Source organism: Ureibacillus thermosphaericus (genome assembly GCF_002370195.2).
Classification (GTDB): domain Bacteria; phylum Bacillota; class Bacilli; order Bacillales_A; family Planococcaceae; genus Ureibacillus; species Ureibacillus thermosphaericus.
Window position 1 is genome coordinate 154,307 of sequence record NZ_AP018335.1, and the last position, 21,021, is coordinate 175,327.

Consider the following 21,021-nt stretch of genomic DNA (forward strand, 5'->3'; position numbering starts at 1 on the left):
TTTCGAACCGCTTGTAAAATAGAACTATCAATATGTATCGGGTGGATGATGATGGACTTTTATCTTGTCGCATTGTTTTGTTTTGCCATTACCCTTCATAACATGGAAGAAGCCGTTTGGTTGCCGAAATGGTCACAACAAGCTTCGAAGTTTCATAAACCCGTCACCCCAAGTGAATTTCATTTTGCAGTGTTTGTCATTACTATGCTGGCTTATTTATCCGCATTTTATTTTTTCTATAATCAGGCATCAGAATTGGCAAAATGGTTTTTCATCGGATTTTTAGGTTCCATGATTGTGAATGCGATTTTTCCGCACCTTATAGCAACGATTTTAATGAAAAAGTATGCACCGGGACTTCTCACTGGTTTATTCCTAAACATTCCAATCAATTCATTCATCATCGTTCAAATATTCCAAAAAAGTTATTTTACATGGAAAGAGCTTATCATATCAACCATTGTGGTTGGAACTCTTTTATTGTCACTGATACCGTTATTATTTAAAGTGGGCGGAAGAATTGCTTCTTCCCGTGAACAAAAATAAAATACTCTCGCAGCTGCGCGAGAGTTTATTTTTCTTCTTCCCTAACCCCTTTATCCAGAGGCGCTGTGAAAAAGGCAATAATGAGAGAAAGTAGAACCGTCAAAAACGGCGCTACAAATATCATGAATTCATTCATGGCAACCCCTCCTATTAGGCATGAAAATCCTTTTGATTCCCAGTAACGTATTCTTTATTAAATAAAAACAATCGAAACAGTAAATAGAGGGACGGAATAAGCAAACATAGTCCTGCAATAAAGGCTATGACAAGAGAAATAGCCATTTCTTGATTCGTAAACCCTTCATAAATCGTTAAATGGGGATAGAGTAAATATGGATAATGGGAAATGCCGTATGCAAAAAAAGCAAATAAGAATTGAAGAATCAACAACCCCACTGAAAGCCCTAGCCCCCGTTTCTTCCAAATCAGCCAAACCGTCATCAAAAATAACATCCCAGAGATGCCAAACATCGGCCAAATAGAAATCATATTTCGAAATCGGTCCGGGTTATGCTGTTGCATTTGTATGATGATTGCAACGGCCATAAAAATTAACGGTCCTGCCCAAATGAGCGCATACTTTCTCATTAATTCATGAGCTTCCCAATCTTGCGCTTTCCATGCATACCATGTTAAAAACACGGCAGATATATATAACACACTGGCAATACTTAAAAGAACGATGCTCCAAGTTAAGGGGCTTGTAAACAGAGCCCAAAAATCCAACTGAGGGCGGTCATCAATTATATCAACAAATCCACCTTCTGAAATCGTCAACACAACAGAAAGGGATGAAGGAATGAGTAAGCCTGATACTCCATAAGCAAATGCATATCCTTTATGGCCTCTTGATCCGTACGATTCAAAGGCATAATATGAACCTCGTACCGCTAATAAAATGATTGCAATGCTTACAGGTACGAGCAATACCGTTCCGTAATAGAAGGCAGTTTGCGGAAAAAAACCAACTATGCCGACAAAGAAAAATACTAAAAAAACATTCGTCACTTCCCATACAGGGGATAAATATCGTTGAATAATATTCGATAAAATATGTGATTTGTTCGTTAATAAACTATAAGCGTTAAAAAATCCTGCTCCAAAATCGATTGAAGCGACAATGACGTACCCGAAAAGGAAAATCCATAACACGATAATTCCTAACACTTCTAGATTCATCGTACGCCCCCTTCCACTTCAGCCATTCGGTCTTGGATCTCCTGTTCAATTGGATTAGCACGGTACATTCTACTTAATACGACAATGCTTCCAATTCCTAAAACGATGTACAAAATACAGAATAAAATAAACATCATATCGACATGTTCACTCGTTGTAGCTCCTTGTGCAGTTCGCATATATCCTCTTAAAATCCATGGCTGTCTCCCTACTTCTGCAAGCCACCAACCAGTTTCTATCGCAATAATGGATAATGGTCCTCCTAAAACGGTCAACCATCTGAACCATGCCTTTTTAATGAATTGCCATCCTCTCCATACACCAGCAACATAAAGTATTGAAAGTAACGTCATAAACATTCCAATAAATACCATGATATTAAACAAATAGTGGATATAAAGCGGAGGAATTTCATCTTCAGGAAATTCATTTAGACCAATCACTTCTGCCATTGGATTTCCATGAGCTAATATGCTTAAAGCGTAAGGAATTCGAATGGCAAGCTTTATATTTTCCTCTTGATCCATAAATCCTAACAATATAAGCGATGCTGCTTCTTCTGTTTCAAAATGCCACTCTGCAGCAGCCAATTTTTCAGGTTGATATTCTGCTAGAAACTTTCCTGAAAAGTCCCCAATCACCGCCGTAGCAATCGAAAAGATTAGTCCCAACTTCATCATCAAAAACAACGATTTTTTATAATAGATGTGGTTTGAACCTTTAAGTAGACGAAAAGCGGCAATGGATGCTAGTAAGAAGGCGGATGTCATATAGGCAGAGGCTAATACATGGGCTACTTTTGTTGGCATTGATGGGTTAAACATCGCAACAAGCGGTTGAATATTCACTAGCTCCCCATTTACCAATTCAAATCCTTGTGGCGTATTCATAAAAGAATTCACAACGGTGATAAATACGGCAGACATCGATGCACCAATCGCCACAGGGATAAGGAGCAGCATATGTTTTGTTTGATTATCAAATCGATCCCACGTATATAGATAAATTCCTAAAAAAATAGCTTCAAAGAAAAAGGCGAAAGTCTCCATAAACAACGGTAATGCAATCACTTGTCCAGCCAATCGCATAAAGTTCGGCCACAACAGTGATAGTTGCAACCCAATTGCCGTCCCTGTCACGACGCCAACTGCAACCGTAATGACAAACCCTCGTGTAATACGCCTTGCAAGCAAAATATAATGCTCATCATTATTTTTCATCCCTACCCATTGAGCAATCATAATCATAAGCGGAACGCCGACTCCAATGGTTGCATAAATAATGTGAAAGGATAATGTTAATTCCGTTAACATTCGACTCCAAAATACAGCGGACTCGTTCATCAAAAGTCATCCTCCTAACTACCGAAAATCCTTCCGATCATCGAAAGAAACATAATGATAGCCACTCCAAAGGTTAAATACACCAAGCATTTTTCTTGCTTTTTATACATTTCATATAAACTCCTTTCATCTCCAGTTATTTTGTGTAAATAAAAAAAAACTATGCAAATGCTTGTATAACAACATTTGCATAGGTGTAAGGACTCTTAGCACATTTTTTTCGAGTCAAACTAAACGCGATCTTGTTCGCGAATATCATCAATTGGTACAAAAACTTCAATATGTCTTTTTAGATTTTTAAATGTTACTGGCGCTTTTCCACCTAATTCCCCATCTAAGTTAATCAACACGTCCTCATCCGATGATACTTTCACGACACTTGCCTTACGATAAATTACATGTGAATCACTTAAATGTTCTCCTCGAAGTGCCAACGTAAGGACTTTAATGAAATCAGCTAAACTACATTTTTTTAATATCATCATCGTAAATTTGCCATCGTTAATACTTGAATCTGGGGCAATTTTTTCAAACCCACCGACTGAGTTCGTGAGTGCACATAAAAAGGCCATCACTTCGCCTTCATACACTTCTCCGTCCATTTCAAATCGCATATTGGTTGCTTTGATGGAAGGAAGCATTTCAATTCCTTTGATGTAATATGCTAGTTGCCCTAAAACCGTTTTCATTTTTATTGGTACTTCATAGGTTAACTCTGTGATGCGTCCACCTGCTGCTATGTTGATAAAATAGCGTTCCTCATTTAATAATCCAACGTCGACTGGGATTGTATCACCTTTTACAATCACATCAACCGCATCTTCAATTTTCCTAGGAATATGAAGGGCACGAGCAAAATCATTTGTTGTTCCCATTGGAATGACACCGAGCTTTGGACGTTTTTCAAAAGAGCTGATTCCCGAAACGACTTCGTTTAATGTCCCATCTCCACCAGCAGCAACAACTATATCAAATCCACGTTCAACAGCTTTTTCTGCAGCAGCTTTTGCATCACCTGCGCCAGTTGTTGCATGGCAAGATGTTTCATACCCAGCAATCTCCAGCTTTTCTAGCACTTCAGGCAAGTGCTTTTTAAAAGTTTCTCTACCTGATGTTGGATTATAAATAATTCTCGCTCTTTTCATGTTTTCGCCATCCTATTTATTCTTTTAAATTAAAAACGTTTATGTATCTTTGAATGTTCCTTATGATGAATGAAATTAACAAGAGAAAATTCCCAATCCAACGAAAGGGAATTTTCTTAGTTTAACAAACTTTGGTTTGAAATTAAGATAACATTTCCATTATAACTTTTTTCATATCTTCATATACCCACTTTGCACATTGTGGATCTTTTACAAATTTCTCCTGCAAAGTAGTATACAACTCTTTTTGTTTTTCTTCAAATGTTGGGTTATCTTTAGCCGGCAATTTTGCTCTTTCTTCCACTACTAATTGTTGCAGCTCTGGAGCTCTAGGTCCCCATTTTCCTATGACTTGTCCTTCTTCATTTAGGAATAAATAAATTGGAATCGCTCTTCCTCCGTTTGTTAAATAGCGGTCAATTAAGTCTGTATCTTCGTCTCGGAATACACATCGAATGTCCAACCCGGCTGCTTCAGCAATTTTACGCATGATGGGATTATTGAGCATGGCATCTCCACACCAATCTTCCGTAATAGTTAAAATATGTGGCTTTTTCTCTTTAAGCAGCGGGATCAGTTCGTCATTTTCATCGATTTTGAAGTTGTGATATATTTCAAAACTTCCCTCTTTTAAATTTGTTTTCATTTGCTCCATGTATTCTGCCATGGAAATCCCCTGTTCGAAATATTGTTGTTCTGTTTTCATGTCATCAACCTCCCTTTTGTTACTATATTGCATGGAAAAGTTTAGAATTACAATGTTTTTGATTATATAAAGGGATGTTGCATCTGCAAAAAATGAAGTGCTATGACTTTTGCACACCCCTTCCGCACATGTTGATTCTCTATACACACAAGCAGCACTTCTATCCGCACATGGTCATTCTCTATACACACAAGCAGCACTCCTATCCGCACGAATGACACTTTATCCACACAAGTGATGCTCCTATCCGCACATGGTCATTCTCTATACACACAAGCAGCACTCCTATCCGCACGAATGACACTTTATCCGCACAAGTGATGCTCCTATCCGCACATATTCATTCTCTATACACACAAGCAGTACTCCTATCCGCACGAATGACACTTTATCCGCACAAGTGATACTCCTATCCGCACATGGTCATTCTCTATACACACAAGCAGCACTCCTATCCGCACGAATGACACTTTATCCGCACAAGTGATGCTGCTCATGCTCCTATCCGCACATGTTCATTCTCTATACACACAAGCAGCACTCCTATCCGCACGAATGACACTTTATTCGCACAAGTGATGCTCCTATCCGCACATGGTCATTCTCTATACACACAAGCGGTACTCCTATCCGCACGAATGACACTTTATCCGCACAAGTGATGCTCCTATCCGCACATGGTCATTCTCTATACACACAAGCAGCACTCCTATCCGCACATATTCATTCTCTATACACACAAGCAGCACTCCTATGTACATGTAGAAATCATATCTGCACAAGTGTACATCCCATCCACACAAATGGAAACCCTATTTTCACAACTAGACACCCTTTTGCACAAGCACCTCATTCATGCTGTAACCACTAATATAAAAATCCGCATAAGCCAAAGAAGCTTATGCGGCACATATTATTTATCGTTTATTAATTTCTTCAAGTAATATTTTATTAACCATTGGTGGGTTTGCTTGTCCTTTTGTTGCTTTCATAATTTGACCTACTAAGAAGCCAATAGCACGATCTTTACCATTTTTAAAGTCTTCGATAGATTGTGGGTTATTGTCAAGCACTTCAATAATAATCGGAAGAAGTACGTTTGGATCAGAAATTTGAACCATACCTTTTTCCTTCACGATTTTTTCAGCATCTCCACCGTTTTTCACTAACTCATTAAATACTTTCTTCGCAATTTTGGAAGAAATTGTACCATCAGAAATAAGTTTTACTAATCCAGCCAAGTTTTCAGGCGTTAATTTTGTTTCTGTAATTTCAATTTGTTCTGCGTTTAAGTAAGCGGAAACGTCACCCATTAGCCAGTTAGCAGAGAGTTTTGCATCTGCACCGAGTTTAACCATTTCATCGAAGAAGTCTGAAATCGTTTTATTTACTACTAGTACATTTGCATCGTACTCTGTTAAACCAAGCTGTTCAATGTAACGTTTTTTACGAGCATCTGGAAGCTCAGGGATGGAAGCTTTCACGCGCTCTAACCATTCATCATCAATTTCAAGATGAACTAAGTCTGGCTCTGGGAAGTAACGATAATCCTCAGCAGCTTCTTTTACACGCATTAAGATAGTTTTTCCTGTTTTTTCATCGAAACGGCGTGTTTCTTGCTTGATTACCCCACCGCTCATTAAAACTTCTGCTTGGCGTTTTTCTTCGTATTCAAGCCCTTTACGAACAAAGTTGAAAGAGTTTAAGTTTTTCAATTCTGTTTTTGTACCGAATTCTTTTTGTCCGTATGGTCGAATGGAAATATTTGCGTCACAACGCAATGAACCTTCTTCCATTTTCACATCAGAAACGCCTGTATATTGGATAATGGACTTTAATTTTTCAAGGTATAAATACGCTTCTTCTGGAGTACGGATATCTGGTTCAGAAACGATTTCTAAGAGTGGCGTTCCTTTACGGTTAAAGTCAACAAGTGAGTAGCCATCTCCGTGTAATAATTTACCAGCATCTTCTTCCATATGAAGACGTGTAATACCGATTCGCTTCGTATATCCAGGTTGTCCATCTTTTGCAGGTACTTCGATTTCAATCCATCCATCATAGCCGATAGGTTTATCATATTGAGAGATTTGATAGCCGCTCGGATTGTCTGGATAGAAATAGTTTTTACGGTCAAATTTTGTATGCTGATTAATCTTCATGTTTAATGCAAGAGCAGCTTTCATTGCATATTCAACAACAGTTTTATTTAAAACCGGAAGTACTCCTGGATAAGCAAGGTCGTAAACTGTTGTATTTGCGTTTGGCTCTGCACCGAATTGGTTAGGTGCTGCAGAGAAAATTTTAGAATTTGTTTTTAATTCAACGTGTACTTCTAAACCAATAACTGTTTCAAAATTCATGATTATTTACCCCCCAATCTAGGAGATTGTTTATGGAAATCTGTTGCTTTTTCAAATGCGTAAGCAGCGCGATAAACTGTTTCTTCATCAAAGTGCTTACCAATGATTTGTAAACCTAGTGGCAAGCCGTTGTCAAAGCCACAAGGGATCGAAATTGCAGGTACACCCGCTAAGTTAATTGGAATTGTTAAAATATCATTCGCATACATTGTCAATGGATCATCGATGTTTTCACCAATTTTGAATGCTGGTGATGGTGTTGTTGGACCAACGATTACATCATAATCTTCAAATACTTTATCGTAATCTTGCTTAATTAATGTACGAACTTGTTGTGCTTTTTTATAGTAAGCATCATATGTTCCTGCAGAAAGGGAATACGTACCAAGCATGATACGACGTTTTACTTCATCGCCAAAGCCTTGTGCACGTGTTTCTTTATATAATTCCATTAAGTTTTTCACGCCTTCTGCACGGAAGCCGTAACGAATTCCGTCGAAGCGAGCAAGGTTAGATGAAGCCTCAGAAGATGAAAGGATGTAGTAAGTTGCTAAAGCGTATTTAGAGTGAGGAAGTGAAACCTCATCAACTGTTGCACCAAGTCCTTTGAACACTTCAAGAGCATCTAAAACAGACTTGCGTACAGATTCACTTACACCCTCACCTAAAAATTCTTTCGGAACTGCGATGCGAAGTCCTTTAATATCTCCATCTAATTTAGATACGTAGTTTGGCACTGGCACATCAGCACTTGTAGAGTCATTAGGGTCCACGCCAGCAATCACTTCTAGTAATAACGCATTATCATACACATTGCGTGTAATTGGTCCGATTTGGTCAAGAGATGATGCAAAGGCAACTGCACCAAAACGGGAAACACGGCCATAAGTTGGCTTCATTCCGACTACACCACAGAATGCGGCAGGTTGACGAATTGAACCACCTGTATCTGTACCTAATGCGAATGGAACTTCTCCTGCTGCAACACTTGCTGCTGATCCACCTGAAGAACCGCCTGGTACACGTTCAAGATCCCAAGGGTTTTTCGTCTTTTTGTAATATGAAGTTTCCGTTGATGAACCCATCGCAAATTCATCCATGTTGAGCTTACCAATTGTAATCATGCCAGCTTCTCGAAGCTTCTTCACAACTGTCGCGTCATAGATTGGAATGAAACCTTCTAAGATTTTAGAAGAACAAGTCGTTTCAAGTCCTTCAGTCACGATATTGTCTTTAATTCCAATTGGTAGACCGAACAATGGGCCGCGTTCGTTCTTTGGTACTTGATCCTTTTCTTTTGCTTCCTCAAGCGCTTTTTCTTTATTTAAAGCAAGAAACGCTTGCACATCTCCATCAACTTCTTCGATTCTTTTATAAGATTCATTCACTAAATCAACAATTGTAAAATCGCCATTATGTAAACCTTCTTGTAATTCTTTAGATGAACGTTCTAATAACGTCATGAAGTTCCCTCCTTTAATATGGGTATATTGAACAATGCAAGCCTCGCTAGTGACTTACACAAAAAATAATGGCTTTTGCCATTAACAAATCCATCCATTAACTTTTATTCTTCTAAAATTGGTGGAACTTTAACAAGACCATCTTCATGTTCTTTTACATTCAATAACACTTTTTCCCGATCCAATCCTTTTTCAGCTACGTCTTCTCTCATTACATTAACGATCGGTAAAACGTGTGACGTTGGCTCTACATTTGTTGTGTCTAATTCATTTAATGTTTGTACATATTCCGTAATTTTTCCAAGCTGTTCAGCAAATTTTTCAGCTTCTTCTTCTGTAATTGCTAAACGAGCAAGGTGAGCTACGTGCTTTACTTCTTCCTTCGTCAATTTTGACATTGATGATTACACCTCCACATTTCGTAAACCTGGCAATAATAATACCATTTTTTTATTGAAAAATCACACTTTTATAGGAAATTCCCTTCAGTTAAATATTACTTTTCAATTATCTCCAAAAACTGCATATTTTCAAACATCATTATCAAAGAGAAAACAACCAATTTGAAACAGTGTTACGCAATCGTAACACTGTTTTTCATTAATAATCATAGATATGAACAAATGGCTCCTGATCATTGCGATCTTTTAGAATAAGTGCTTCCGGTCCATTAATGGAAGTAATGCTCACTTCAATATCAAGGCTATTTGGGAATCTTTTCATTAATACGCCTGTTAAATATTGAGTAAAACCGATTATTTCCGTCGTTCCATAAAATTGAATCGGCACTTCCACATTTAATCTGACTAATTGGTCGTTCTGGTAAAATCCTCGACCGATGACGCTTGTATAATTTGAAAAATAATCTTGTATATCTTGTTTGAAGTTTAGGAAGTTTGTATTGATTTCTCGATAAATATCCTCTGGATTTGTCATAGGGAACGTTACATATTTTTCATTGATAGACGTCCATTCTTCTAAACTATTTTGTCCTGGCTTGGATAGACTATATGCAAAATAAGTTCCCGGAACGATGGAGTTACGTGCTTCCTGTTTAAATAATGCAATCAGAATAGGAATATCTTGTAACTCCGGACGGGCACGTAAACGACGAATTACCTCTTCCGCTATTTCTTTTCCTTTTTTCTCTAGTTGTGCAGGAGGTATTGGTTCATCATACCATTCGCCATATTGTTCTTTCTGATAGTAATAAATGGAATTTAATGCTAGTCCAATGGAGATTCCGCCAAGCGTCACTTTATTGTCATTCGTCTTTGTTAAGTAGTTTTGCTCGATAATATGCGCTAAGTATACAGGCGCTTCTTTTGCCCGTTTTACAGGATCCATGTCTTTTTCAGCAGGGGGATTTAACCCATCTTCCGTTTGGTTGCTTCGTGCAAGCCAACTGGTGACCGTATCACTATCTAAATATTGTCCTTCTTGGAAATAATACTTATCTGTGCTGAATTCGTTTTGCGAAATACGCATTAACCCTTCTTCTGCTTCTTTAATGTCGTATTTCGTATAAATATTTGATACGACGAGACCTCTGCTTGCACTCTCTTTATATGGAATCAATGTTTTATAATATCTTTCATCCAGTTGCATATTTGGGATGATAGTCGTTTCAACTTCTGCTTCAGATTTTTTATTTGGTCCTACTACTTCCGTATCTTCTCGAAAAGAAGGCGTACAACCGCTAAGCACAGCGACAACGACCATCGCCGTTATCCAGCGAAATCGGTTCATTGTATGAATCCCCTTTACTTTTCTAATTGTTCAATAAGGCGGTTTTCGTCCCAAACTTCTATACCCAATTCTTGTGCTTTCGTAAGTTTAGAGCCTGCATCTGTTCCTGCAATAACAAGATCTGTCTTTTTACTGACGCTTCCTGTCACTTTACCACCCAACTCTTCTATTTTCGCTTTAGCTTCATTGCGTGTCAATCTTTCCAATTTTCCAGTTAAAACAATCGTTTTCCCTGCAAATGGGCTATCTGAAATTGCTGCTTGAGACTTCTTCTTCCCTTTATACACCATGTTGACACCGGCTTCTTTGAGTCGGGCGATTAATTGTTTCGCTTCATCTTTTCGGAAATAAGAAACAACTGATTGAGCGATTTTTTCACCGATTTCATGAATATTCGTCAGCTCTTCTACTGTTGCCTCCATGATGCGATCCATTGTTTCAAATTCTTCCGCAATGAGCTTTGCTGCTTTTTCACCAACATGGCGAATTCCAAGGCCAAATAATAACCGTTCTAATGAATTTTCTTTTGAACGTTCGATAGCATTGACTAAATTTGTTGCAGAAAGTTGCCCCATGCGTTCCAATTTCGCCAGCTCTTCTACTTGTAAATGATATAAATCCGCTACATCACGAATATAGTTTTCTTTTAAAAGCTGTTCCGTTATTTTCTCTCCCAAACCATCGATATTCATTGCATTTCTAGAAACAAAGTGCTTAATTCCTTCAGCAATTTGAGCAGGACAGGCAGGATTTACACAGCGAATTGCTACTTCTTCGTCAATACGAATGAGTTCGCTTTCACAAACAGGGCAATGATCAGGCATTTTATATGGTACAGTACCTTCTGGCCGCTGTTCTAAAATGACGCTAACGACTTCCGGAATAATGTCTCCTGCTTTATGAACGATGACCGTATCACCAATTCGGATATCTTTTTCACGTATTAAATCTTCATTATGAAGGGAAGCTCGACCCACTGTAGAACCTGCAATTCTGACAGGTTCTAGAATTGCTGTAGGAGTTACAACACCTGTGCGTCCTACTGTTAATTCAATATCGATGATTTTCGTAATGGCTTCTTCCGCTGGGAACTTATAAGCGATTGCCCAACGAGGACTTTTTGCTGTAAATCCGAGTTCTTGTTGGTGAGCAAATCGATTCACCTTGATTACAATACCATCGATTTCATAGGGCAAGTTTGGGCGTTCCGCTGTCCATTTATTTATAAACGCTAATACATCATCTATTGTTTCACAAACTGCTCTTTCTTTGTTGACACGGAAACCAATCGAATCTAAGTATTCAAGCATTTCTGCATGGCTATCAATACCGTATGCTTCTCCATCTCCACCAATTGAATAGATAAATGTTGCTAAGTTTCGAGAAGCGGTGATTTTTGAATCGAGTTGGCGCAGTGATCCGGCAGCTGCATTCCGAGGATTAGCAAAAAGATCTTCTCCATTTTCCGCTCGCTGTTTATTTAATTCTTCAAAGGATTTTTTAGGCATATAAGCCTCTCCGCGCACTTCAATTGTTACCGGCTCTTTTAATCGCAATGGTATGTCTTTAATGGTTTTTAAATTTACTGTAATATCTTCGCCGACTGTACCATCACCGCGGGTAGCGCCTTGTACAAATATTCCATTCTCATATCTTAATGCGATGGCAAGCCCATCTATTTTCAGTTCACAAACATAGTTGTATCGATCGCCAATCGCTTGACGAATTTTTCGATCAAAATCCCGCAAATCATCTTCGGAAAATGCATTCGAAAGGCTTAACATCGGGTATCTGTGAGTTACTTTGTTAAACCCTTCAAGCGGCTTTCCACCAACCCGTTGAGTAGGTGAATCCGGATAGATGAATTCCGGATGTTCCTTTTCGATTGCCATTAATTCTTGCATTAGCTGATCATACACCGCATCAGGAACTAAAGGCTTGTCTAGTACATAGTAGGCATGAGCATATTCATGTAAAAGCTTATTTAGTTCAGCTACACGTTTTTCAAGGTCTTTCATCGTAATCCTCCACTAATTGTTAAGTGAAATGTTATTTAACCTTTTGTAATTGGGGCAAACTTGGCAAGTAGCCTTTTGATGCCTTTGTCTGGAAAGGCAATATCCAGCTCCATATCGTCACCTTCACCTTTTACACTAACAACAACACCTGTACCCCATTTACCATGAATCGCCTTATCTCCAACTTTCCATTGGAATTGTTCTCCACCAGTCGATTGGAGAGTAGCAATTTGCGATTTTGATTGAACAACACCAATTTTTCTTTTGTAACTTGAAGCTCTCTGCTGACCTGCGAAAGGCAATTTTTCTTCCACATCACCAAAGCTATATGATTTCGAAATTGGATAAATGATGTCATCCGAAATTTCTTTGATGAAACGGGACGGTAAGTTTGAATTAGAGCGGCCAAAAAGCGTGCGATAAGAGGCACAAGTTAAGTATAGCCGTTCTTCTGCCCGTGTGATTCCCACATAAGCTAAGCGGCGTTCTTCTTCCATTTCAGCTTTATCTCCAATTGAGCGGGAATGAGGGAAAATGTTTTCCTCCATACCGATAATGAATACAACCGGAAACTCTAATCCCTTCGCGGAATGCAACGTCATTAATACAATGCTCTCTTTTGAATCGCTTTCTTGATCTAGCGAATCAATATCTGCAATCAATGCGAGATCTGTTAAAAATGCAACGAGGGATTTATCGTCGCTTCTTTCTTCAAAGGCTTTTGTTACAGATAAAAATTCTTCAATGTTTTCTAATCGACTTTGAGATTCAATCGTATTTTCTTTCTCAAGCATTGCACGATATCCCGATTTCTCAATGACTTCTTCCACCAATTCCGTGACAGATAAATAATCTTGCATTTTCGTCAATCCTTCAATTAATTCACGGAATTTTTCAATTGCGTTCATTGCCCTAGGTGTTAACCCGATGGAGGAAATGTCATTGAATGCTTTAAAAATGGATATATCGTTTTCAATTGCATAAGTCGCAATTTTATCGAAAGTTGATGGACCAATGCTTCGTTTCGGTTCATTGATGATGCGGGCCAGTGATAAATCATCATCATTGTTGGCAATTAATCGCAAATAAGCAAGTAAGTCTTTAATTTCTTTACGATCGTAGAATTTCGTACCCCCAACAATCGTATACTGCAAATTGGATTTCACTAAAACTTCTTCCATTGCACGGGATTGGGCATTTGTGCGGTAAAGTATAGCAAAATCTTTTAAACTACGCCCTTCTTTTTCCATTAATTCTTTAATTGTTTTAACTACAAATTGCGCTTCATCTCTTTCATCACGAGCGGTATAGAATACAATTTTTTCGCCTTCAGGATTATCTGTGCGCAGCTTCTTTGGATAACGGCTTTCATTGTTTGAGATGACATCGTTTGCTGCTTGCAAAATTCTCTTTGTGGAGCGGTAGTTTTGTTCAAGCAAAATAACGTTTGCATTCGGATAATCTTTTTCAAAAGATAAGATGTTTCGAATGTCTGCACCACGCCACTTATAAATGGATTGATCAGAATCCCCTACAACGCAAATATTTTTAAATTTTGAAGCGAGCATTTTGACAAGTTTATATTGAGAATGGTTCGTATCTTGATATTCATCGACGTGAATGTATTGAAATTTATTTTGGTAGTATTCTAATACGTCCGGTACGCGTTCAAACAAAGTAATCGTCATCATAATTAAATCATCAAAGTCAAGGGATTGATTTTTACGAAGGGTTTTTTCATATTCCTCATACACATCTCCTACGATTTTTTCGTAAGGATTATGTGAATTGGTTATTTTTTTATATTCTTCTGCAGTGATGCATTCATTTTTAGCAGAACTAATCGTGCTTAAAACCGTTCTTGGATCATATCGTTTCGTATCAATATTGAGTTGTTTAAAAACGTTTTTTATTGCTGTTAATTGGTCGGATGAGTCAAGAATCGTAAAGTTTTTTGAGATACCGATGCGATCAATATTTCTTCTTAATATGCGAACGCACATGGAGTGAAATGTAGAAACCCACATGCTTTCGGATATACCGCTTCCCAGTAAAGCATCAATTCGATCACGCATTTCCCTTGCAGCTTTATTCGTAAAGGTAATCGCTAAAATATTTGAAGGGTATACTTGTTTTTCAACAATTAAATATGCAATCCGGTGAGTCAGCACTCTCGTTTTTCCTGAACCTGCACCAGCCATAATGAGAAGGGGACCTTCCGTTGTTTTGACCGCTTCCTTTTGTTGTGGATTCATTCCATCCAATAAATTTTTTGTTATGTGTTCCATGGTGCACCTCACTATTACAAACATTTGTTCTCAATTATACTACAAAGAGATCATTTTCGCACCGTTTATCTTGTTACACTTTTTACTGCCACAACGGTTTTTAGCGCTTCTTTTAAATCCTCATAAATGACGTTTCCAACGATAACAGTATCTGCAAATTTGGCCATCTCTTTTGCTTGTTCAGCGTTGCGGATACCTCCACCATAAAATAGTCGAGTTTCTGATAATACTTCTTTTACCCCAGCAACAATTTCTACGTCACCATATGTACCGCTGTATTCTACATAAAAAATAGGCAATTTAAAGTAATTTTCAGCAAGTCGGGCATATGCAATTACGTCTTCTTTTGTTAAATTTGTATCGGCCTCCGTTGCTTTTGCTACTTTGCAATCTGGATTTAATATACAGTAGCCTTCTGCAACTAGTTCATCCCATACCATGACATCACCAAATTCTTTAATGGCCGCATGATGAAGGTCTTTTACCCATTTTGTATTCGTACTATTTAAGACAGTAGGTATCAAATAATAATCAAATCCAGGGGTAATAGATTCAATTGTTGATATTTCTAAGGCAATTGGAACAGAATATCTTCTGATTCGAACGAGTTGTTCGAGCACGTTATCTAAAGTAATCCCATCTGTCCCTCCTACTAAAATGACATCTGTGCCAGATTCGCACACCTTTTCTAATGCTTCATCTGAAAGTTCTTTTGAAGGGTCAATTTTAAATACATGTCTCCAATTTTTATAGTCCATAAAGTCCTCACCTATTCCTATTTATTTTGTGCTTATAAGTATATCTCAAAGTAGCTTTTACCGAAAACTCCTACCTACTTTCCTGTAAGTGAAATCGCTGTTTATATAAGAAACTTTTCTCAATCCTCGTTCAGTTGTCCTTGACCGAAAAAGAGAGTATGAGGAATGAAGAAAGCATCCACGAAATCGAAAATCGACAAACAAAAAATTATCACCCAATTAAACTGAGTGATAATTTTTACTTCTAAACAATCCCAATTTTAACAAACTTATCTTTTTGGTTCATATGGTTTTTCATTTGGATAAAGTCGACTTAACATTTCTTCATAAGCATCATTGCCATAATCGAAACAACGACGCACCCGTGAAATGGTTGCAGTAGAAGCTCCGGTTTCTTTTTTGATTGTTTCATAAGTTTTTTTCAAACGTAATAGATGAGCTACTTCAAATCGTTGAGCCATCGATTGAATTTCACTAATCGTACATAAGTCATCGAAAAATTTATAGCATTCTTCAAGGTCTCTCAATTCTAATATCGCTCTAAAAAGCTGATCTGTTTGAGGACCACGAATTTTATCTACCTGCATTTTCTTCCTCATCCTTTCAACTTTGCTGCTCAGAATTTGAATAAGTTACAGAAGTAGCAATTCCCGGATTTGTTGGTACAAAATGAATCCATGTTTTACCTGGCATAAGTTTTGCTTCACTGCCGTCGATTTCTACCGCTGTTAAAACGCCGTCAATATTTTCCCAACGCAGTTCTCGCATCATCCCTTGTTGGAAAATATAAGCTCTCCCACCAGAATAAATATCAATCTCTCTACGGCCTTTGTTGTCAATCACCTGATGATCCATTTCCAAGACTAACACATTGGATAACTTTATCGGTTCTCCCGTCAATAAATCTGTTGTTACCGTTCCACCAGAAGAGCGGGAATAAGTGTTGCTCACTGGATCATATGAATAGGTGCTGTTAAAGTTTTCATTATTACTATAACGGACATGTATACGATCTGCTTGCGCACCTACTTTAACACTTTCCTCATCATCATAATAAGTATACGATACTTTTTTCTGATAGAGAAGTGAAGCATTCACTTTTTCTGCAGCAGCTTCTAGGTTATCGCTCATAAAATATGAGTTATGTGGTGCAACCCGATCTTTAGAACGTTTGAAGAAGGAACCATCGTAATACATACCGTTAATGTTATCAACGATGCCATTTTCGAGCATCTGTTTTGCTTCTGGACTGAAACCGTGTGCAATGTAAAAGGCGTCAAGTCCATCCGCTAATTCAATAAAATAGGATCTTGCACTACGAATTGGTCCGATGCTATCAGGAATTTCCGATTGGAACAATGCCAAAAATCTTGTAACATCCCCTTCTGCAAGCATTTCATAAACTACATCAGCACTTGCAATACCAGATTGCGGACGGGCAGCAGGGTGATTGTTAATCGTAGCAATAACAGGCCTCATTGTAATCTCATTAGAAATCAGTTCTCCAGTAAATGGTGTCGGATATAATATTTCTTTCGGTTCTTCTTGAACTGGTTCAATTGGTTTATCACTTATGCTTTTTTCACTACCATCTCCACATGCTGCAAGAAGTGAGATACTTGCTAAGACACAAAGCAATGTTTTTTTTCGAAACATAATCTTCATCCTTTCAGCTAGCGCATCACTGATGGAATCATTACTTCTTTTTTCATGACATCAACAATTCCATTTTGTGTGATTCGGATATAAGGTAAATGAGTTGATTGTAAGAAGAACAATGTATAAATCGCATCGCTATGCTTATAACCTCTTTCTCGCAATGCCGCTGTTAATGCCGCCTCATTTTCCATTAAGTCTTCCATCTTTCCAGTGAAAAAGTTACCTGCTCCAGTCAATGGTAGAGACATAATAACTTCATTGTCTTCTGTAAGGACAATGCCGCCCTTCATTTTTTTCATTTCATTAAAAGCAAGCATCATATCTTGCTCATTTTTACCTATTAAAATGATATCCCCTGTATTAGAGTATGAGGAAGCAAATCCTTTTACATTTGTTGCAAAACCTTTTAAGATTGCATTAATTCGCCATTTTCCGTTTTTATCTATAAGCATTAATAAACTTTCATCGGAATTTACAAGAATTTCATTTTTATGCAATTGGAAATTCACAGAGTATGGTTTTGTTATGACATCGTTAACCAATTCAATTCCAATTGGTGTAGATACTTGGAAATCTTCCTCGTTTAACTCAAATTCTAGTTCAAGAGATGGATAATACTTATTCCAATCGATTTCTGGTAATGTTTGTACTTTTTGTCCATCTTTTTTTAACCAAACACCTTTTGATAATACCGATTCCGGATTTGGAGTAAATTCATCTTTTAAAATATTTAAAGTAGCAAATCTTCCTGTCGCAATCAAACCATGTAAATGAGATAAACTATAATACTTCGCGATATTATATGAAGCCATGTTATATGCATCAATAGGGTCGACTCCTACTTCAAGTGCAATTTGGATGCATAAATTCATGACACCTTCACGATGGAAACAAGGTGTTGAACCATCTGTTGTCATCATTAAATGGTCAAATATATTTAACTTTTTATCTAGTATTCCTTTTAATAGATTTGGAAGATCAGGACGGATGGAAGAATATCGTAGCGTTACACCATAACCATGAAAAATCCGTTTTTCAACTTCCTCAACCGTCATTGCTTCATGATCACCATCTGCTCCAAGTAATTTCATTCTGACAAGGGTTTTATCAGATGCACCTGGAAAATGTCCTTCAATTTTCTTCCCATTCTTCTTTGAAGACTGAATCCAATAAAGCATTTGGTCATCACCACGTAAAAGACGTGGCCAACCAGTTAACTCGCCTCCAAGTAAAACGTCATCTCTTCCAATCCATTCAAAAATAGATTTATTCGTAAATATTTGATCTTCATTACCCAATTCGGTTTGCGCATCATAACGAGTCCACCAATAATAAGAAAACGGCATCTTTTTCAATTCATCTAGAAGTGAAAACGCTTTCGTATTAGGGAGTTGTAACGCAAAATGTAGATTATCGCTTATAAACATTGTTGTTCCAAATTGTGCTGCGTAATCTGCAAATGTTACAGGATTATATAATTGAAACGGATGGACATGGGGTTCAATATAACCTGGTACAACCGTTTTTCCCCCTAAATCTATTACTTCAGTATCTAGTAAATTTTCTGGCATTTCATTACCAACATATACGATTCGATCATGATGAACCCAAATATTACCGAAAACCCATTGTTTTAACATGCTATGTAAAAAGCGTGCATTTTTTAAAACAATGGTTGGTGATAGCTTTCCTTCTATCACAGCAATTTGATTTCGGATTTCTTGAATCTTCCAAATAGATTCTGGCATATATTACACTCCCTTCTATTATATAAAATATTTATTTCGTTTAATCGAGTTTTATTCGCACATACTAACAATGCTGAAAAGCAAGCATATCTGATTTTATCGTAACACAGCACTTTACTAAATTAAAGTTCTTTCAATCAGCACATTTGAAAAGGAGTGATTTTGATGTTGGAAGAAAATATTTCTGAAAAAAGTGGCTTCGTTCGACTTGCTTTAGGCATTGGGTTAACAGCTTGTGGAATTAGTCATTTAGTGAAAGAGAACGGAAACAAAACTTTAGGAATGCTATCAATTACAGCTGGTTCATTAAAAATTGCTGAAGGTATCTTTTTATACTGCCCTACCAAAGCAATGTTCAGCAATAATGTGAAAAATGCCGTTACAACATCCATGCAAGAATTTATGGATGGCGATAGCTTAATGACTGCTTTTAATTCAAGATATAATAGCGGAAATCAAAATTCCAATGGCGGCAATGGCTCCACTATGCAACAAATGACACAAACTGCAGCTAAAGTTGCAGAGACAGTTGCTAACACAACCCAATCGGGCACAATGATGGAGGAAGCTGCCAAAGCCATTCAAGGTGTTACAAATAATGCAAATCAGAAGAAATCCAAATAAATAAAAATGTTTAACTCAGAAAAAGCACAAACCCCATTACTCTTGGTTTGTGCTTTTTATTTCATTTTATCTCATGGAAAAATTATTTAAATGTTCTCCATCCAATATCTTTGCGGTAGAAGAAATGATCCCAAGAATACTTATCTATTCCTGCATATACTTTTTCTTTCGCTTCTTTTAAAGACTCTGCTTTTGATGCCACTAATAACACACGTCCACCATTACCTACATATCGTCCATCTTGAAGTTTCGTTCCTGCATGATATACTTCATATTCTTTACTAAGCTCATCTAAATTTGGAAGTGGATGTCCTTTTTCAACTGTTCCAGGATAGCCTTCTGCCGCAATGACAACTCCTAGCATTACTTCATTAGACCATTGTAAATCAAAGAATTTTTCTTCCATTAATGCTTTCATGAATAATCCAAAATCAGAAGTCATGCGAGGAAGCACTACTTGTGTTTCTGGATCGCCAAAACGTGCATTAAATTCAATAACTTTTGGACCTTCTTTCGTAAGAATTAATCCTGCATATAAAACTCCAGTGAAGGATGCGCCTTCTTCTTCCATAGCTTTTACAGTTGGTTCTACAATTTCTGTATATGCGCGAGATACCATTTCTTGCGGAATTTGCGGAACCGGTGAATATGCACCCATACCACCAGTATTTGGACCTGTATCGCCATCATAAGCTCGTTTATGATCTTGAGCAATCACCATTGGATAAATTTGCCCTTTATGTACAAAGGACATGAAGGAAAATTCTTCTCCTTCTAAATATTCCTCAATCACTACTTTTGATGAAGATTCACCAAAGCGTTGATTCCCAATCATATCCGTTACAGCATCAATCGCTTCTTGTTCTGTCATTGCAACAACTACACCTTTACCAGCTGCCAAGCCATCTGCTTTTACAACAATCGGTGCCCCTTGTTGTTTAATATATTCAATCGCTTTATCCATTTCAGTAAACGTTTCATAAGTTGCTGTTGGGATGTTGTATTTTTTCATTAATTGTTTTGCAAATGACTTACTACCTTCAATTTGAGCTGCTTGTTTTGTTGGTCCAAAAATGACAAGACCTCGTTCTTGGAAATAATCCACAATTCCCTCAGCAAGAGGTTGTTCAGGACCGACAAAAGTTAAATCAATACGTTGTTCTTTTGCGAAGTTTGCCAAGCTTTCAAAATCCATTGAATCAATCGCAACCAATTCTGCACAATCACGCATTCCATCATTTCCAGGTGCTACATACACTTTTTCTACGGATGGAGAAATGCTAAATTTTTTTGCGATAGCATGCTCACGTCCACCGCTACCAACTACTAATACTCTCATACGATCGATGCCCTCCTACAAATTATTGGCATATATATTTCAAATGAAGTTAGAAATAACTGCAAATCTCAAAAAAATATGTCAACTTTAGAA

At 37.5% G+C, this 21,021-nt stretch carries 18 protein-coding genes; 2 read left to right on the plus strand and 16 right to left on the minus strand.

All coding sequences use genetic code 11. The features are described 5' to 3' along the window. The first annotated feature begins 51 nt into the window (after positions 1–51). On the plus strand, positions 52–546 hold the full coding sequence (locus UtA1_RS00790; RefSeq protein ID WP_016838743.1) for an HXXEE domain-containing protein: 495 nt from the start codon (positions 52–54) through the stop codon (positions 544–546). A gap of 25 nt (positions 547–571) precedes the next feature. On the opposite strand, the gene cydS is transcribed toward UtA1_RS00790, so the two are convergent. From cydS to UtA1_RS00860, 15 genes are all read right to left on the minus strand, one after another. Continuing rightward, positions 572–682 (minus strand): cytochrome bd oxidase small subunit CydS, encoded by a 111-nt coding sequence (cydS, locus tag UtA1_RS17970; protein ID WP_408647308.1) that lies wholly within the window; start codon positions 680–682, stop codon positions 572–574. A 14-nt stretch (positions 683–696) separates the two neighbouring features. Next, positions 697–1,725: a cytochrome d ubiquinol oxidase subunit II gene (locus UtA1_RS00795; protein ID WP_096549736.1), complete on the minus strand. Its 1,029-nt coding sequence runs from the start codon at positions 1,723–1,725 to the stop codon at positions 697–699. Continuing rightward, entirely contained in the window at positions 1,722–3,071 is a 1,350-nt protein-coding gene (locus UtA1_RS00800) for a cytochrome ubiquinol oxidase subunit I (protein ID WP_096549737.1), read from the minus strand. The genes UtA1_RS00795 and UtA1_RS00800 overlap by 4 nt, the downstream gene beginning before the upstream one ends. Positions 3,072–3,298: 227 nt before the next feature. Then, positions 3,299–4,213, minus strand: coding sequence for a diacylglycerol kinase (locus UtA1_RS00805; protein ID WP_096549738.1), 915 nt, complete (start codon positions 4,211–4,213; stop codon positions 3,299–3,301). A gap of 142 nt (positions 4,214–4,355) precedes the next feature. After that, positions 4,356–4,919: a thioredoxin family protein gene (locus UtA1_RS00810; protein ID WP_096549739.1), complete on the minus strand. Its 564-nt coding sequence runs from the start codon at positions 4,917–4,919 to the stop codon at positions 4,356–4,358. A gap of 917 nt (positions 4,920–5,836) precedes the next feature. Beyond that, complete coding sequence (gene gatB / locus UtA1_RS00815; RefSeq protein WP_016838750.1) at positions 5,837–7,282, minus strand: Asp-tRNA(Asn)/Glu-tRNA(Gln) amidotransferase subunit GatB; 1,446 nt, start codon at positions 7,280–7,282, stop codon at positions 5,837–5,839. Between the two features lie 2 nt (positions 7,283–7,284). After that, positions 7,285–8,745, minus strand: a complete 1,461-nt coding sequence (gatA, locus tag UtA1_RS00820; RefSeq protein ID WP_096549740.1) for an Asp-tRNA(Asn)/Glu-tRNA(Gln) amidotransferase subunit GatA — start codon at positions 8,743–8,745, stop codon at positions 7,285–7,287. 104 nt (positions 8,746–8,849) lie between these two features. Further along, positions 8,850–9,143, minus strand: coding sequence for an Asp-tRNA(Asn)/Glu-tRNA(Gln) amidotransferase subunit GatC (gene gatC / locus UtA1_RS00825; RefSeq protein WP_016838752.1), 294 nt, complete (start codon positions 9,141–9,143; stop codon positions 8,850–8,852). A gap of 202 nt (positions 9,144–9,345) precedes the next feature. Next, entirely contained in the window at positions 9,346–10,494 is a 1,149-nt protein-coding gene (locus UtA1_RS00830) for a CamS family sex pheromone protein (RefSeq protein WP_096549741.1), read from the minus strand. 14 nt (positions 10,495–10,508) lie between these two features. Continuing rightward, positions 10,509–12,512, minus strand: a complete 2,004-nt coding sequence (ligA, locus tag UtA1_RS00835; RefSeq protein WP_096549742.1) for an NAD-dependent DNA ligase LigA — start codon at positions 12,510–12,512, stop codon at positions 10,509–10,511. 35 nt (positions 12,513–12,547) lie between these two features. Next, positions 12,548–14,800 (minus strand): DNA helicase PcrA, encoded by a 2,253-nt coding sequence (gene pcrA / locus UtA1_RS00840; RefSeq protein WP_096549743.1) that lies wholly within the window; start codon positions 14,798–14,800, stop codon positions 12,548–12,550. Between the two features lie 65 nt (positions 14,801–14,865). Then, the gene (gene pcrB / locus UtA1_RS00845) at positions 14,866–15,558 is read right to left on the minus strand and encodes a heptaprenylglyceryl phosphate synthase (RefSeq protein ID WP_096549744.1); all 693 of its coding nucleotides are present in this window, start codon (positions 15,556–15,558) and stop codon (positions 14,866–14,868) included. Between the two features lie 269 nt (positions 15,559–15,827). Beyond that, entirely contained in the window at positions 15,828–16,145 is a 318-nt protein-coding gene (locus tag UtA1_RS00850) for a YerC/YecD family TrpR-related protein (protein WP_016838756.1), read from the minus strand. A 16-nt stretch (positions 16,146–16,161) separates the two neighbouring features. Next, positions 16,162–17,214 (minus strand): DUF3048 domain-containing protein, encoded by a 1,053-nt coding sequence (locus UtA1_RS00855; protein WP_016838757.1) that lies wholly within the window; start codon positions 17,212–17,214, stop codon positions 16,162–16,164. A gap of 17 nt (positions 17,215–17,231) precedes the next feature. Beyond that, positions 17,232–18,965: an adenine deaminase C-terminal domain-containing protein gene (locus tag UtA1_RS00860; protein ID WP_096549745.1), complete on the minus strand. Its 1,734-nt coding sequence runs from the start codon at positions 18,963–18,965 to the stop codon at positions 17,232–17,234. A 165-nt stretch (positions 18,966–19,130) separates the two neighbouring features. Here UtA1_RS00860 and UtA1_RS00865 point away from each other — a divergent pair, with 165 nt between their 5' ends. Further along, positions 19,131–19,589: a hypothetical protein gene (locus UtA1_RS00865; RefSeq protein WP_016838759.1), complete on the plus strand. Its 459-nt coding sequence runs from the start codon at positions 19,131–19,133 to the stop codon at positions 19,587–19,589. An 82-nt stretch (positions 19,590–19,671) separates the two neighbouring features. Here UtA1_RS00865 and purD read toward each other — a convergent pair whose 3' ends face one another. Then, on the minus strand, positions 19,672–20,928 hold the full coding sequence (purD, locus tag UtA1_RS00870) for a phosphoribosylamine--glycine ligase (RefSeq protein ID WP_096549746.1): 1,257 nt from the start codon (positions 20,926–20,928) through the stop codon (positions 19,672–19,674). Positions 20,929–21,021 lie beyond the last annotated feature (93 nt).

Bases quoted from the DNA above. Each gene is read 5' to 3' on its own strand.
- UtA1_RS00850 (WP_016838756.1), bottom strand. From the start codon at position 16,145: ATGCAGGTAGATAAAATTCGTGGTCCTCAAACAGATCAGCTTTTTAGA.
- UtA1_RS00795 (WP_096549736.1), bottom strand. From the start codon at position 1,725: ATGAATCTAGAAGTGTTAGGAATTATCGTGTTATGGATTTTCCTTTTC.
- UtA1_RS00810 (WP_096549739.1), bottom strand. From the start codon at position 4,919: ATGAAAACAGAACAACAATATTTCGAACAGGGGATTTCCATGGCAGAA.
- UtA1_RS00805 (WP_096549738.1), bottom strand. From the start codon at position 4,213: ATGAAAAGAGCGAGAATTATTTATAATCCAACATCAGGTAGAGAAACT.
- gatC (WP_016838752.1), bottom strand. From the start codon at position 9,143: ATGTCAAAATTGACGAAGGAAGAAGTAAAGCACGTAGCTCACCTTGCT.
- UtA1_RS00790 (WP_016838743.1), top strand. From the start codon at position 52: ATGGACTTTTATCTTGTCGCATTGTTTTGTTTTGCCATTACCCTTCAT.
- gatA (WP_096549740.1), bottom strand. From the start codon at position 8,745: ATGACGTTATTAGAACGTTCATCTAAAGAATTACAAGAAGGTTTACAT.
- UtA1_RS00860 (WP_096549745.1), bottom strand. From the start codon at position 18,965: ATGCCAGAATCTATTTGGAAGATTCAAGAAATCCGAAATCAAATTGCT.
- purD (WP_096549746.1), bottom strand. From the start codon at position 20,928: ATGAGAGTATTAGTAGTTGGTAGCGGTGGACGTGAGCATGCTATCGCA.
- UtA1_RS00855 (WP_016838757.1), bottom strand. From the start codon at position 17,214: ATGTTTCGAAAAAAAACATTGCTTTGTGTCTTAGCAAGTATCTCACTT.
- pcrB (WP_096549744.1), bottom strand. From the start codon at position 15,558: ATGGACTATAAAAATTGGAGACATGTATTTAAAATTGACCCTTCAAAA.
- gatB (WP_016838750.1), bottom strand. From the start codon at position 7,282: ATGAATTTTGAAACAGTTATTGGTTTAGAAGTACACGTTGAATTAAAA.
- pcrA (WP_096549743.1), bottom strand. From the start codon at position 14,800: ATGGAACACATAACAAAAAATTTATTGGATGGAATGAATCCACAACAA.
- ligA (WP_096549742.1), bottom strand. From the start codon at position 12,512: ATGAAAGACCTTGAAAAACGTGTAGCTGAACTAAATAAGCTTTTACAT.
- UtA1_RS00830 (WP_096549741.1), bottom strand. From the start codon at position 10,494: ATGAACCGATTTCGCTGGATAACGGCGATGGTCGTTGTCGCTGTGCTT.
- cydS (WP_408647308.1), bottom strand. From the start codon at position 682: ATGAATGAATTCATGATATTTGTAGCGCCGTTTTTGACGGTTCTACTT.
- UtA1_RS00865 (WP_016838759.1), top strand. From the start codon at position 19,131: ATGTTGGAAGAAAATATTTCTGAAAAAAGTGGCTTCGTTCGACTTGCT.